Consider the following 13871-nt stretch of genomic DNA (forward strand, 5'->3'; position numbering starts at 1 on the left):
AATCTAAATATATTAGCTGCTACAAACACAGCAACACTCATTTCTTATCCTCAGTAAAAAATCAATAATACTTGGTGTAGTACTTCCAATTTTCTAACTCTTTTATTTTAAAACCATAGTCAATGAGAAATGAGATGGGTATACTTTCCTTCTTACTTACAAGTCCTTTAAAAACTTCGAAATGCATATGAGGTTCTCTACCAAAATTCACATTGCCCGCATAACCTAAAAGTTGCTCTTCTTGAACACGATCTCCTACTTTTACTACAATCCCATTTTTCTTAAAATGGCTGTATTGAGCAAAGGTACCATCCTCGTGATACACCAGTAGCATATTGCTTTTTACAGTACACGAATTTTCTTTGATGACCGTATTTAATGTATCTATAATCTGAACCACTATACCGGCTCGCATTGCAACAACTTCGGAATCATATTCCATGCGAAAATCAACAGCATGTTGATCTTTATGCCCTAAAACCCCATTAGGCCCTTGTACCACCAAATTTGAAGCCCCTAACGCAAAAGGTAAGTGATAACTATAATGAAGGTTAGCTCTAGCGTTATTTTTAATCCCATAAAAATACCTATCGTCAAAATTTAAATTCGCCGGTAAGTTATTATGCATACGCTCGAGTTTAGTTAAAAGAAACTTTTTAGCGCGCGCGGGAATAATATAAGAAGTATCATCAGGTTTCAAAAGACGCAAATTTTGAAGCTTATAACTTAAATTCAAAGTCACTGGGCAATATTGATAATTGTCCACATAGAGTTTTATGATTTTATCAGAATGATCAACGTGCAGTTTAAACTTTTGCTCTTGAGCATAACTTGAAATTACAATAAGAAGAATCCAATAATATTTCATCTAAACAAACATTTATTGCTAAAATAAATAACTTATAATATAACAAGGTACATTATGTTATGGGAACCTAAAAACTCGAAAGCACTAGCAAAAAAAGAGAAAATCCTAGATAAGCCCAAGCTATATATAAACAGGTAATTAAATAATGAAAACGATTATAATATAAGTCCATAATGCATTGGTCTTGTAAAAATCATCAACTTTTACGCAATAAGGGGAATATCAAATACATTTTTAAGCACCAATAAAAAAAGCCCTTTAGCAAGTGCTAAAGGGCTTTCTAATATTAGAAAATGTTAGGGCTTAGTTACCGCCTTTTTCCATTTGCTTTTTCAATGCTGCAAGAGCATCATTTGCGTCTCCTAAAGTAGGTGCACTAGCTGCGGCAGAATCAGCTGCTTTCTTAGCTGCCTGCTTAACAATCTTAGCTTCCTCTTCTTTAAATAATGCAGTATGCGATGCAACTACACGTTTGAAGTCTTTATTAAACTCAATGATTTGGAATTCTGCCTCATCACCTTTACCAAGTTTGCTTCCGTCTTCTTTCTCTAAGTGACGTCCTGGAATAAATGCCACGATGTCCTCGTTGAATTCAACAGTTGCTCCTTTGTCTACAATTTCTCCAATTGTACCGGTGTGCTTAGTTCCTACTGCAAAATCAGCTTCATATTTGTCCCAAGGATTGTCTTCAATCTGCTTGTGACCTAAGCTTAATTTGCGTCCTTCTACGTCAAGCTCAAGAACTACAACTTCTAGTTTATCACCGATGTTTGTAAATTCTGATGGGTGCTTGATTTTCTTAGTCCAAGATAGGTCTGAGATGTAGATAAGACCGTCGATACCTTCTTCTAATTCTACGAATACACCAAAGTTAGTGAAGTTACGTACAATACCGGTGTGACGAGAACCTACAGGATATTTAGAAGTGATATCTGTCCAAGGATCTTGCGTCAATTGCTTGATACCAAGAGACATCTTACGATCTTCACGATCCATAGTAAGAATCTGAGCTTCTACTTCGTCACCAACGTTTACGAAATCCTGAGCGCTACGTAAGTGCGTAGACCAAGACATTTCACTAACGTGGATAAGACCTTCTACTCCTTCTTCTACTTCAACAAAAGCACCGTAATCTGCGATTACAACAACTTTACCTTTTACTTTATCACCTACACTTAAAGTCTCGCTAAGAGCATCCCATGGGTGCTTCTTAAGCTGCTTAAGACCAAGTTGGATACGTGTTTTATCTTCATCAAAGTCAAGGATAACCACGTTAAGTTTCTGATCAAGATCAACGATCTCATTCGGGTGGTTGATACGAGACCAAGAAAGATCTGTAATGTGTACCAATCCATCTACGCCACCAAGGTCAACGAATACTCCGTAAGAAGTAATGTTTTTAACGGTACCTTCAAGAACCTGACCTTTTTCAAGCTGCCCGATGATTTCTTTTTTCTGCTCTTCGATATCTGCTTCGATAAGCGCTTTGTGAGAAACAACAACGTTTTTGAATTCTTGGTTAATTTTAACCACTTTGAATTCCATTGTTTTGTTTACATACGCATCGTAATCACGAATAGGCTTCACATCGATCTGAGAACCTGGTAAGAACGCTTCAATACCAAATACGTCTACGATCATACCACCTTTAGTACGTGCTTTTACAAAACCGGTAACAATAGTACCATCTTCGTGAGCTTTGTTTACACGCTCCCAAGCTTTGATCACACGCGCTTTACGGTGAGATAATACTAATTGACCGGTAGCGTCTTCACGCACATCAATTAATACCTCAACAGTATCACCAACTTTTAGATCTGGGTTGTAACGGAACTCGTTAAGAGAGATTACACCTTCAGACTTTGCGTTGATGTCTATAATAGCATCACGATCTGTGATGTTGATTACTTTACCTTCAACAACTTCGTCATCAAGAGTGTCAACAAAGTTTTCTGCAACCAGCTTTTCAAACTCATCTAGCTTGTCATCATCGATAGGATCAATTCCTTCTTCGTAATTGTGCCAGTTGAATTCTTCAAGAAATTTCTCAGGATTAGCTTGAGCAGCGCTTTCGTAACCTTTTGGTTCTTTAATTGCATCAGGAGTAGCAAGTTCTTCTGCTGCTGCAACATTTGTCTTAAGCTCAACTTCTTCCTGAGCTTCTGGTTTTTTATTTTCTTCAGCCATTGCTGATTAATAGTTTGTATTTTACGCTTTTGTGGAAACTAAACAACTCAAAATCGTAAAAGAGGTTTAAAATACATGTTTGTTTTCAAGAGATTCATTTTAAATCCCTCATCCTTTTGGGTTTCCAACCGTTGTCAAAAGGAGTGCAAAATTACATAAACTTTTCTAATTTTCTATTCTGAAATAAAAAATATGTTAGTAGAAAAATCCAGCACTACATTTACAGGGCAAACCGCTAGACATGAACTCTTTGGAAAGGTCTCGAAAGCTCCTGACCAAAAAGCCGTGGTTTGCATCATTCACGGTTTTGGAGAGCATTTAGGAAGGTACACACACGTCGCCGAATATTTTAATGCAAAAAATATCACCTGTTATGCAATAGATTTACCCGGTCACGGAAAATCTAACGGCAAACGTGGTGTAGTACGCTCCTTACAGGATTTTATTCTTGCAGTGGACTTTCTTTATGAAAAAGCGCTTGAAGAAAACCCGGAAACACCGGTATTTTTATACGGTCACAGTATGGGTGGTGGTATCGTATTACGCTACTTATTGATGACCGCAGCACCACCTGCAGGAGCTCTCGTCACTTCGCCCTGGCTAAAGCTGGTTAAGAATCCCGGAGCAATGCAAATTATTTTAGGAAGAATGGCTTTGACCTTTGCTTTAAACCCTGTGCAAGAAACGAAACTCGACCCGGCAGATCTTTCTAGAGATACCGAAGTTGGAAAAACCTATAAAGAAGACCAACTCGTGCACGGAAAAGCTTCTTTAAAACTATTCTTTGGGCTAAATGACAACGGTGTTTATCTTATGGATAAAACCTTTGATTTTAGAACCAGACTTCTTTTAGCTCACGGTACCGAAGACAATATCACAAAATTTAAAGCTTCAAAAACTTTGGCTTCACGTCATCCCGATCAAATCGATTTCAAACACTGGGAAGGTTTACGACACGAAACGCACAGCGAACTCAACAAAGAAGAAGTTCTTGAGTTTTACAGCAATTGGATTCTAGATCGCGCGAATTCTTAATAGCGCAAATTGCGGTTATTTAATTTGAGCAGTTGCATTTTTATGTTTTGTCGGGTTAATTTAAATACCTCAACCTTGTGTTTTTGAGTAGGCTGTTGCCAATTGTAATAGGTTGTAACTTTCAAAAACGTAGGCTGAAACTGCTTATTCCCAAAATATTTGAGATTCACCAGCCAATCACCAGAACCTAGATCATCGATCAAAAATTCTTCTGAGGTATAGCCTTTAAGCTTTTCGTCTCTTATGCGTTCAGGGTTTTGCTCTAAAGTGTGATTCACCACATAAGGCTGATTTTGCGGATTTACAAACTCGAGCTCAAATTCGGCTTCAGAGGTGTTCCATTCAAAAACTAATCGAACGTCGTATGCGAGTTCGCTTTTATTTTCAGGGAGTGAGAATTTAGCATCTGCATCGATCTTGTCTTTATGCTGAAAATATAAAGCTTCCATCTCCCGGTAAACAATCGCGTCTATTCCTGTGCCGCTTAAACTGTCTGTAGTATTCATATAGCCCATATACATCAACCAGGATTTCTGATAATTTTCAGCAGCAGCAAACGAATTGCCTAAATCTCGATACGATTGCGCATATTGCGGTCGCAGTCTGAATATCTTTTTATAAACCGAAAGCGCTTTTTCACGATCAGCATTTACTTCATAGGTATACGCGAGTACCTTCAGTGCTTCGGCATTGGTTTCAAAAGAGGTTTCCATTTCGCTTAAAACCGAATGTGCTTTATCTATAGCATTTTTATCATAAAAGTACTGCGCAACATCAGCATAAAAGTCTACGTCCCGTGCATTAGTGACCAATGCTTCTTTATAAATAGTAAAAGCTTCCTCCGGAGTATTTGAGTTTTCTAAATCTTTTAGATAATCAGGAGTGACTGTAATTAGGTTTTCTACAGCTACAGCGTCATCTGAATAAACCTGTTGATTTCCGTAGGTCTTGTTGACTTTTTCCTTACGCTGTGCAAAATAAGCGCCTTTAGTACGTACTATAATAACGCCACCTGAAGCCATATTACCATACCTATTGACCTGGCTTAATGATTTCAAAATTAGAATATCCTGAACATTTGAAATATCAATAAATGGAGGCTCTTTATAAATCATTCCATCTACATCCCAAATGGCTGGTACATTATTATTTATAGAATTACCCGATCTAATATAAATCTCCCCTTCACTATTTACTTCGAGTCCGGCTGCTCTGCCATCAATAGCTCTAGAAATATCTACTGCAGCTTGATTTAAACTTGCTCCTTTCAAGTATGCCGAAGATCCACCGGTGCTTATATACCCCATTGCTGTGGGCATTCTCCTAGGTTTGCCGTAAGGGCCATATTCTTCTTCAAAATCTCTTTGATTCTTATTTTTGGCGGTAACCGTCACCTCATCAAGATCATTAACCTCGGGCAGCATTTTTACATTGAGCGTTCTAGTAACGTCTTCTATGATGATCGTTACAGTTTGAAGACCAACATAAGAAAATTGCAATTCTTGCCGTGGCGCCACTTCAATAGTATAATAACCCTTACTATCTGTTGCGGTCATTAAATCGGTACCCAAAACAGCCACTTTTGCATTGACTACCGGCGTACCAAAACTAGTAACATAACCACTTACCTCTTGCTTGGTTTGTGCAAATGCTTGCATAGAAAACATTAGTAAAAATATTCCCATTTTGGTTATTACGAAGGAGCTTTTGTTTTTTGCTGACATATAACTTATTATGTTTTAAGCTTTAAATTAGACTATATTCTCAAACCCCGGTTATTCAATTTAAGCAGTTGCATTTTTATATTTTGTCGGGTTAATTTAAATACTTCAACCTTTTGTTTTTGATTGGACTGTTGCCAATTGTAATAGGTTGTCACTTTCAAAAACGTAGGTTGAAACTGCTTATTTCCAAAATATTTGAGATTCACCAGCCAGTCACCAGAACCTAGATCATCGATCAAAAATTCTTCTGAAGTATAGCCTTTGAGCTTTTCGTCTCTTATACGTCCAAGGTTTTGCTCCAAGGTATGATTCACTGAGAAAGGCTGATTTTGCGGATTCACAAACTCGAGCTCAAATTCGGCTTCAGAGGTGTTCCATTCAAAAACTAAACGAACGTCGTAAGCGAGTTCGCTTTTATTTTCAGGGAGGGAGAACTTAGCATCGGCATCGATCTTGTCTTTATGCTGAAAATACAAAGCTTCCATCTCCCGGTAAACAATAGCGTCTATTCCTGTGCCGCTCAAACTGTCTGCGGTATTCATATAGCCCATATACATCAACCAGGATTTCTGATAATTTTCAGCAGCAGCAAACGAATTGCCTAAATCTCGATACGATTGCGCATATTGTGGTCGCAGTCTGAATATCTTCTTATAAACCGAAAGCGCTTTTTCACGATCAGCATTTGCTTCATAGGTATAGGCAAGTACTTTCAATGCTTCGGCATTGGTTACAAAAGCGGCTTCCATTTCGCTTAAAACCAAATGTGCTTTATCGGCGGCATTTTTATCATAAAAATACTGCGCAACATCTGCATAAAATGCTACATCGCGAGCATTATTTATAAGCGACTTTTCATAAATACTAAAAGCTTCCTCCAGCGTATTTGAATTTTCTAAATCTTTTAGATAATTCGGTTTTGGAACAATTACATTTTTAAAAGCAATGGCATCTTCAGAATATACTTCTGGGTTAACGTAAGATCGCTTAGAACGTTGTTGCTTTTCAAAAAAATAAGCGCCTTTAGTGCGCACCACGATAACTCCACTTCTCCCTCTTGAGCCATAACGATTGGTAAGTGTTAACGACCTTAGCACCATAACATCATGAACTTCAGAAACCGGAGGCAATGGTGGTAATTTACCACTGGTAGAGTCAAAGAGCACTCCATCAATATCCCATAAAATATCTTGAGGTGCTAAGATTGAAATATATTTCCTGGTAATTATATGACCATCAAGAGCCAATGCTAAATTTGGAGCTCCAAGATTTAAATCCTCTCCCCTGACATAACTCGTTGCTCCATTTTGAGTCAAAATAGGCCCCATTGAGGTTGGGATCCACTTAGGTTTGCCGTCTTCTCCTAACTCATCTGAAAAAGGTTCTATTTTTTTGATCTTTTCTTTAACCGTCACCTCATCAAGATCATTAACCTCGGGCAGCATTTTTACATTGAGCGTTCTAGTAACGTCTTCTATGATGATCGTTACAGTTTGAAGCCCAACATAAGAAAACTGCAATTCCTGCCGAGGTGTGACTTCGATAGTATAATAACCTTTGCTATCTGTTGCGGTTATTAAATCGGTACCCACGACAGCCACTTTTGCATGGACCACCGGCGTACCAAAACTAGTAACATAACCACTTACCTCTTGTTTGGTTTGTGCAAACAAACTATATGAAATTCCTAAAAACATCAAGAAGTAAACAACAAAAGCTCTCATAGCAACCTCAATTTTCACAATTACAGTAAGTTATATAAAAATATCAGTTAAAATATAATGTTGCTGCAAGAAATTGAACTTGAACGAGAAATTTAGAACATTGTCAAAATCAAATGTCAATTTTAGAGATTCTCCCATTTATAGATCAATATTTTAGAATTCAGCATAAATTCTTGTGTTGCCACAGACTAGGTCTGATTTTACTAACTTTAAAAGCACTAACTAAAATGTTTTATGTATGAATACAAAAATTACATTGCTATTCCTTTTGGCAGGAATAGTTGCCTTCGGGCAAAAAATCCCCAAAGACAAAAAGCAGCTTATTGCTTCCGTTGAAAATCACAAAGAAGATCTGATTTCAATTAGCGACAAAATCTGGGCAAATGCCGAAATCGCTCTTCAGGAAACCGAATCTTCAAAACTACTTGCCGATTATGCCGAAGCAAATGGTTTTGCTGTAGAACGCGGAGTTGCTGATATTTCTACCGCATTTATTGCGACCTATGGAGAAGGAAAGCCAGTTATTAGTGTTCTGGGTGAGTTTGACACACTTCCCGGTATTTCACAAAAGGCGCAGCCTACTAAAGAACCCCTAAAAGCTGGCGCAGCAGGTCACGGATGTGGTCATAACCTTTTTGGGACCGCAAGCCTGGGTGCAGCTATTGCGGTTAAAGAGATGATTGAAGCCGGAAAAATTAAAGGCACCGTAAAATTCATAGGTACTCCTGCTGAAGAAAAATTCTTTGGGAAATTGTGGATGCTCGAAGCTGGGGTTTGGGATGATGTTGATGTTAATGTAAGCTGGCACCCTTCTGCAGATACTAAAGCCGATGTACAAAGTTCGCTGGCTATGGTTGACTTTATTGTAGAATTTAATGGTCAAGCGGCGCACGCTGCGGCAGATCCTTGGAATGGGCGCAGTGCTTCTGATGCGTTAGAGTTGTATACCACGGGAGTCAATTATTACCGTGAACATATAAAACCTACCGTACGTATTCATTACCATATTCAAGATGGTGGTCAAGTGGTTAACGTGGTGCCTGATTACAGCAAATTATGGGTACGCGTACGCAATACCGATACTAAAGGAATGCTTCCGGTTTTTGAACAGGTAAAGAAAATGGCAGAAGGTGCTGCGATTATGGCCAATGTAGATTATAAGTATTCGCTCGTTTCCGGAATAAGAGAAACTTTGGTAAACAGAACCGGCGGAGCCGTAATGCAAGAGAATCTGGAGCTTTTAGGCCCTTTAGAATATACGGAAGAAGAAATCGCTTTTGGTAAGAAGATTCAAGAAATGACCGATAAACCTCAAGTAGGGATGGACAGCAAGATCTATCCTTTTGAGGAAACCAGAGAGAATCCCGGCGGCGGCTCTACAGATGTTGGAGATGTGAGTTGGAATGTACCTAATATTAATCTCGGTGTAACCGTCGCTCCTAAAGATACGCCTTGGCATTCCTGGGCTGTGGTCGCCTGCGGCGGAATGTCAATAGGCCATAAAGGAATGGTAATGGCTTCAAAAGCCATGTCAATGACTATGTATGATTTATTTGAAGATGCAAATCTTGTTGAAGAAGTAAAAACTGAATTTAAAGTACGTAAAGGGGACGATGTTTACAAAGCGATGATCCCCGATGGACCACCACCTATTGGTAACTAAAAAAAATTCCCGTTCACTATTGAACGGGGATTTTTGCTTTAAGCAATTTTTGAATTAACTATCTAAACTCATAATTGCTTTTTCATTTACAAATTCTTTAATACCAAAACCGCCGTGTTCTCTACCATACCCGGAAGCTTTTACACCACCAAAAGGCATATTAGGTTGTGCGAGGCCGAAACAGTTGATAAATACCATACCGGTGTCAAAATGATTTTTAGCAAGTTTAAAAGCTGCTTTTTCATCTTTTGAAAATATACCACCACCTAAACCAAAACGGCTGTCGTTTGCGATACGCATCGCATCCTCATTATCTTTTGCTTTGATTAAAGAAGCAACAGGACCAAATAACTCATCATCATAAGCCGGTTGACCGGGTTTTACATTACCTAAAACCGTTGCGGGATAAAAGTAGCCTTCACCTTTGGGCAAATTACCACCGCATAAAACTTCGGCTCCATTAGCAATACTTTCTTGAACCTGATCGTGCAATTTTTCTCGTAAATCCTTACGCGCCATAGGTCCAATATCCACGGTGTCATCTGTAGGATCACCAAATTTGATTTTTTCCATTCCGGCAACGAATTTTTGCTTGAATTCATCATAGACTTTCTCAGTTACAACAAAGCGTTTGGCAGCAACACAGGTTTCCCCGTTATTATAAATTCGTCCTTTAATACTCCATTCTACTGCGGTATCAACATCAGCATCCTCTAATACTAAATATGCATCGTTAGATCCCAATTCTAATACGGTTTTCTTTAAAGCTTTTCCGGCTTTTTCGCCAACAACTTTTCCTGCTGCTCCACTACCGGTTAAGGTAACTCCGCGTACCAAATCATTTTCAATGATAGCATCAGATTGCTCGTGCGAAATTCTCAGCACCGTAAATATGTTTTTTGGCAATCCTGCCTCACTGATGATTTTTTCGATCAACAATGCAGAACCGGTCACATTTTCGGCGTGCTTCAGTAGAACCCCATTACCCGCCATTAAATTAGCGATGGTATAACGCATCACTTGATAGGTAGGGAAATTCCAAGGTTGAATGCCGTAAATTACACCAAGTGGTGAATATGTGATGACACCTTTTCCGCCTTGCGGCAGGGTACGCTTTTCATCCTGTAAAGCTTTAGGCCCATTTTGCGCAGTATATTCGCAGATACCTACACACAAATCAACTTCTTGTTCCCCCTGACTGATGAGTTTCCCCATTTCTTCAGTCATCAATTTGACCAATTGCTCTTTATGCTTAGCGAGACTTTTACCTATTTTCTGAATAAACGCTGCACGTTTTTCTAACGGAAAGGTCTTCCACTCTAGAAAAGCATTGTGCGTAGCTTGAACGGCATCACTTGCTTCTTGATCGGTCATCATCTTATATCGATCAAGAGGCTTACCGGTAGAAGGATTTATAGTTTGAATGGTATCTTTACTTGTAGCCTTTTGCGTGGCATTGGGCTTATCTAAAATGTCTGTACTCATAATAGTTCTTTTAAATAGTTTTCGGTATTACTTAAATAGTAAGCAACCGCAATTTTTATTTTAAAGTTAATGAGTAGCCTAACTGAAACAAGGAGTTTTAATAAAGCCTTAAGCACATCTTATGGGGAATTTAGCATATGATTCTTCAAATAAAGGCTGAAGTATGAAATTAGCGTTTATGCTTCCATTGAAATAAAAGCTGAAGTATGATAATGAGTATGGAATATATTAACCCCAAAGTTGCCACGCCCGCCCACTGATATTGCTGCCAAGCGTAAGCTCCGGTAACCGTACCTAGGGCTCCGCCTATAAAATAAAGCACCATATAAATGGTATTCACCCTATTGCGCGCTTCTGGGTTTTGATTAAAAATGATATTCTGATTGGTTACGTGTAAACATTGCAATCCAAAATCAACCGACAAAACTCCTATTACCAGACCAAAAATAGAATTTCCGCTAAATTGAAAAACGATCCAAGAAACAACGAGAATAGCTGTAAAAATATAGATAAGCTTTTTGGGCGGATATTTATCATTCAACTTACCCGAAATAGTAGCACCTAAAGCTCCTATCATTCCCAAAACGCCAAAGAGTCCGGCTGCACCACTACTGTAACCAAAATTGGTTTCCATCAAAAATACTAGCGTGGTCCAGAATGCGCTAAATCCTGCAAAGCCCAATGCACCTCTTAAACCGGCAATACGCACTTCGGGCTTGGTTTTAAATAATTTCCAAAGCGATTGCATGAGTTGGGAATACGTTCCTTTAAAATTGGTGGCGACATCCGGTAATTTAAAATAAAGCAGTGCTGCATAAACAAGCATAATCCCGGCAGCTACGTAATACATAAAACGCCAACCAAAATACTCTCCTACTAATCCGCTGAGAAAACGGCTTCCTAAAATCCCGATCAGCAAACCGCTCATCACGATCCCAATGGCTTTACCTCGGTTTTCTTCGGAAGCGAGTTGGGCAGCCATCGGCACAAACAGCTGAGGCACTACAGAAGAAAAACCCACGCAAAAACTAGAAATTGTAAGCACGGTAAGAGAAGGCGCCATTGCAGTCACCAACAGGGAAACGATGATCGCCACAAAATCGATCAAAATGATGGTTCTTCTAGAAAATTTATCCCCTAGCGGAATGATAAAAAGCAAACCAAACGCATATCCCAATTGCGTTGCCAGCGGAATATTGCTCACCTGCGCCTCGGTTACCGAGAAGGTTTTGGCCATTAAATTTAGAAGCGGTTGATTGTAATAATTGTTGGCCACAACCAGACCTGCTCCTGCAGCCATCAAGTAGAGTAGCCCACGATCAAGTTGGGTAGCTTTCATTAAAAAGGGATTTTAAAAGATTAGCATCTGCCGTAGATACGGTCCTTTGCAAGTTGTAAAAGAATATGAAACTGGTCTTCAATATTAGTATGCGTATTGTCTAGCAAAATCGCATCTTCTGCCTGCACAAGCGGAGAATCCGCTCTTGATGTATCAAGTTTATCACGCTTCTGAACATTCTCTAAAACTGCTTCATAACTTACGGCATCGCCTTTAGCTTTAAGCTCTTCAAATCTACGCCGCGCACGCTCGTCTGCAGATGCGGTCATAAATACTTTCAACTCAGCATCAGGGAAAACCACAGTACCAATGTCACGACCATCCATCACGATACCTTTTTCTTTGCCCATCTCGTGTTGCTTTTGCACGAGCAGTTTTCGTACTTCGGGAATCGCAGCGATCTGACTTACAAAGTTGGATACTTCTAGTGTTCTAATCTCCCGTTCTACATTTTCGCCGTTAAGATAAACGTCGGCAATCCCGGTCTCTGCATTCATTTGAAACTTTACTGAAACCATAAATAAATGCCTGATCAACGCTTCTTTATCAAAATGCCCGGCTTTGATAAATAATTTACGCATCGCATATAGTGTTACGGCACGATACATCGCACCGGTATCTACATATACGTAGCCTAATTCTTGAGCCAGCATTTTGGCTACTGTACTTTTACCTGTAGAAGAATAGCCGTCTATGGCAATGGTTATTTTTTTCAAAAGTTTATGCTTGAAGATTAAATAGTATCGTAATGACTTTAGTTCAAATCTATATTTAAACCAAAGAATCCTGAGCTGGCAGCAGTGTTGTAACGCGCGTAGCTGTAACTCAGGCGCAATTTATTAAACTTCACAGAGAAACCGGCACTAAGACCTGCAAAACTACGCTGATCTACAATGCGCAATTCTTCGGCTCTACGCACACTATACCCCAACCGAATATTAAAGCCTTTATCTGGAAATAATTCTGCTGCAAAAATCATATGGCGAAGCGCTTCATCAAAGAAATTGACATTTTCCGGAGTAGAATTTCCATTTAGGTCTGAAGTTGCACGTGCGGGATTAGCAAAAGCTAAATTCCAATTTTGAAGATTCTCTAAAGTAAAATGCCATCGCACAGGAACGTATTCTAACTTTTGAGATATACCAAGATCCACTTCTAACGGAAGCCTTTCATAAGTAACATCGTAAGCCGTAAACTGCGTACCAATATTGCGCACCACTCCGGCGATATTGAGTTCGAGTTCATCATTAACGTAGATAAATCCCATATCTACAGCGCCACCCAATGAAGTGTACTGCTCCAATTTTGAAGAAATTAATTTAACATTAGCTCCAACAAAAAAATCTGTCCGCGGAATATTATAAGCATACCCCGCAGAAAAGGCCACTTCGCCTCCACTAAAGTCTGCTGTGGCATTACCGCGCTCATCATAGCCTTCAAAAGTGCCATAATTTACATACGTGACCCCGGCGTGAAAAACGCCGCTCCGCCGATCGTATTCATAAGCGTAGCCTACAGTCCCATAATTTACATCAGCCAGATAGTTGACATAATTTAAAGAAAGTTGGTTATGCATTTCTGGGTTGATCGTCGCCGGATTGAATAAACCACTCGTGGGATCGTAACTGTAATCAGTTAATAATTTTCCGCCTAACGCAGCTTGTTTTGGCGAAGAAACTAAATTCAAGAATTGATATGTCGCGCGACCTCCCAATTGCGCCCAAAAACTGAAGCTCGTCAACAAGGCTAAAATTAAAAGTAGCTTTTTTATCATATCAAATCATCAAACAACCCGTATCGCAAAACGTATACAAGTATACTTTATTTCTGCCCCATTAAAAAACCC

The 13871-nt window shown here is 39.2% G+C and carries 10 protein-coding genes; 2 read left to right on the forward strand and 8 right to left on the reverse strand.

The genetic code is table 11. The features are described 5' to 3' along the window. Positions 1-61 precede the first annotated feature (61 nt). Positions 62-868: a M23 family metallopeptidase gene (locus LDL79_RS00670; protein WP_225598759.1), complete on the reverse strand. Its 807-nt coding sequence runs from the start codon at positions 866-868 to the stop codon at positions 62-64. 303 nt (positions 869-1171) lie between these two features. After that, positions 1172-3055 (reverse strand): 30S ribosomal protein S1, encoded by a 1884-nt coding sequence (gene rpsA, locus LDL79_RS00675; protein WP_225598760.1) that lies wholly within the window; start codon positions 3053-3055, stop codon positions 1172-1174. Between the two features lie 192 nt (positions 3056-3247). Here rpsA and LDL79_RS00680 point away from each other — a divergent pair, with 192 nt between their 5' ends. Beyond that, positions 3248-4090 (forward strand): alpha/beta hydrolase, encoded by an 843-nt coding sequence (locus LDL79_RS00680; protein ID WP_225598761.1) that lies wholly within the window; start codon positions 3248-3250, stop codon positions 4088-4090. On the opposite strand, the gene LDL79_RS00685 is transcribed toward LDL79_RS00680, so the two are convergent. Together LDL79_RS00685 and LDL79_RS00690 are read right to left on the reverse strand one after the other, a co-directional pair. Then, positions 4087-5748, reverse strand: coding sequence for a carboxypeptidase-like regulatory domain-containing protein (locus tag LDL79_RS00685; protein ID WP_225598762.1), 1662 nt, complete (start codon positions 5746-5748; stop codon positions 4087-4089). The two genes, LDL79_RS00680 and LDL79_RS00685, sit on opposite strands and share 4 nt — an antisense overlap. 98 nt (positions 5749-5846) lie before the next feature. Next, complete coding sequence (locus tag LDL79_RS00690) at positions 5847-7538, reverse strand: carboxypeptidase-like regulatory domain-containing protein (RefSeq protein WP_225598763.1); 1692 nt, start codon at positions 7536-7538, stop codon at positions 5847-5849. Positions 7539-7776: 238 nt separating this feature from the next. On the opposite strand from LDL79_RS00690, the gene LDL79_RS00695 reads away from it, so the two are divergent. Beyond that, positions 7777-9201 carry an amidohydrolase gene (locus LDL79_RS00695; RefSeq protein WP_225598765.1) on the forward strand — a complete coding sequence of 475 codons (1425 nt, stop codon included), beginning with the start codon at positions 7777-7779 and terminating at the stop codon, positions 9199-9201. 54 nt (positions 9202-9255) lie between these two features. Here the strand turns inward: LDL79_RS00695 and LDL79_RS00700 are convergent, their stop codons facing one another. The 4 genes from LDL79_RS00700 to porQ all read right to left on the reverse strand — a co-directional run bounded on the left by LDL79_RS00700 (position 9256) and on the right by porQ (position 13799). Beyond that, a complete protein-coding gene (locus LDL79_RS00700; protein WP_225598767.1) occupies positions 9256-10686 on the reverse strand; it encodes an NAD-dependent succinate-semialdehyde dehydrogenase in 1431 nt (476 codons plus the stop codon). Positions 10687-10855: 169 nt separating this feature from the next. After that, on the reverse strand, positions 10856-12025 hold the full coding sequence (locus LDL79_RS00705; RefSeq protein WP_225598768.1) for an MFS transporter: 1170 nt from the start codon (positions 12023-12025) through the stop codon (positions 10856-10858). 20 nt (positions 12026-12045) lie between these two features. After that, positions 12046-12741, reverse strand: a complete 696-nt coding sequence (cmk, locus tag LDL79_RS00710) for a (d)CMP kinase (protein WP_225598769.1) — start codon at positions 12739-12741, stop codon at positions 12046-12048. 38 nt (positions 12742-12779) lie between these two features. After that, the gene (gene porQ, locus LDL79_RS00715; protein WP_225598771.1) at positions 12780-13799 is read right to left on the reverse strand and encodes a type IX secretion system protein PorQ; all 1020 of its coding nucleotides are present in this window, start codon (positions 13797-13799) and stop codon (positions 12780-12782) included. Positions 13800-13871: the final 72 nt, after the last annotated feature.

The sequence above is a fragment of the Leeuwenhoekiella palythoae genome, from assembly GCF_020310025.1.
In the GTDB taxonomy this organism is placed as follows: domain Bacteria; phylum Bacteroidota; class Bacteroidia; order Flavobacteriales; family Flavobacteriaceae; genus Leeuwenhoekiella; species Leeuwenhoekiella palythoae.

Bases quoted from the DNA above. Each gene is read 5' to 3' on its own strand.
- LDL79_RS00695 (WP_225598765.1), top strand. From the start codon at position 7,777: ATGAATACAAAAATTACATTGCTATTCCTTTTGGCAGGAATAGTTGCC.
- LDL79_RS00690 (WP_225598763.1), bottom strand. From the start codon at position 7,538: ATGAGAGCTTTTGTTGTTTACTTCTTGATGTTTTTAGGAATTTCATAT.
- LDL79_RS00680 (WP_225598761.1), top strand. From the start codon at position 3,248: ATGTTAGTAGAAAAATCCAGCACTACATTTACAGGGCAAACCGCTAGA.
- rpsA (WP_225598760.1), bottom strand. From the start codon at position 3,055: ATGGCTGAAGAAAATAAAAAACCAGAAGCTCAGGAAGAAGTTGAGCTT.
- porQ (WP_225598771.1), bottom strand. From the start codon at position 13,799: ATGATAAAAAAGCTACTTTTAATTTTAGCCTTGTTGACGAGCTTCAGT.
- LDL79_RS00685 (WP_225598762.1), bottom strand. From the start codon at position 5,748: ATGCAAGCATTTGCACAAACCAAGCAAGAGGTAAGTGGTTATGTTACT.
- LDL79_RS00670 (WP_225598759.1), bottom strand. From the start codon at position 868: ATGAAATATTATTGGATTCTTCTTATTGTAATTTCAAGTTATGCTCAA.
- LDL79_RS00705 (WP_225598768.1), bottom strand. From the start codon at position 12,025: ATGAAAGCTACCCAACTTGATCGTGGGCTACTCTACTTGATGGCTGCA.
- LDL79_RS00700 (WP_225598767.1), bottom strand. From the start codon at position 10,686: ATGAGTACAGACATTTTAGATAAGCCCAATGCCACGCAAAAGGCTACA.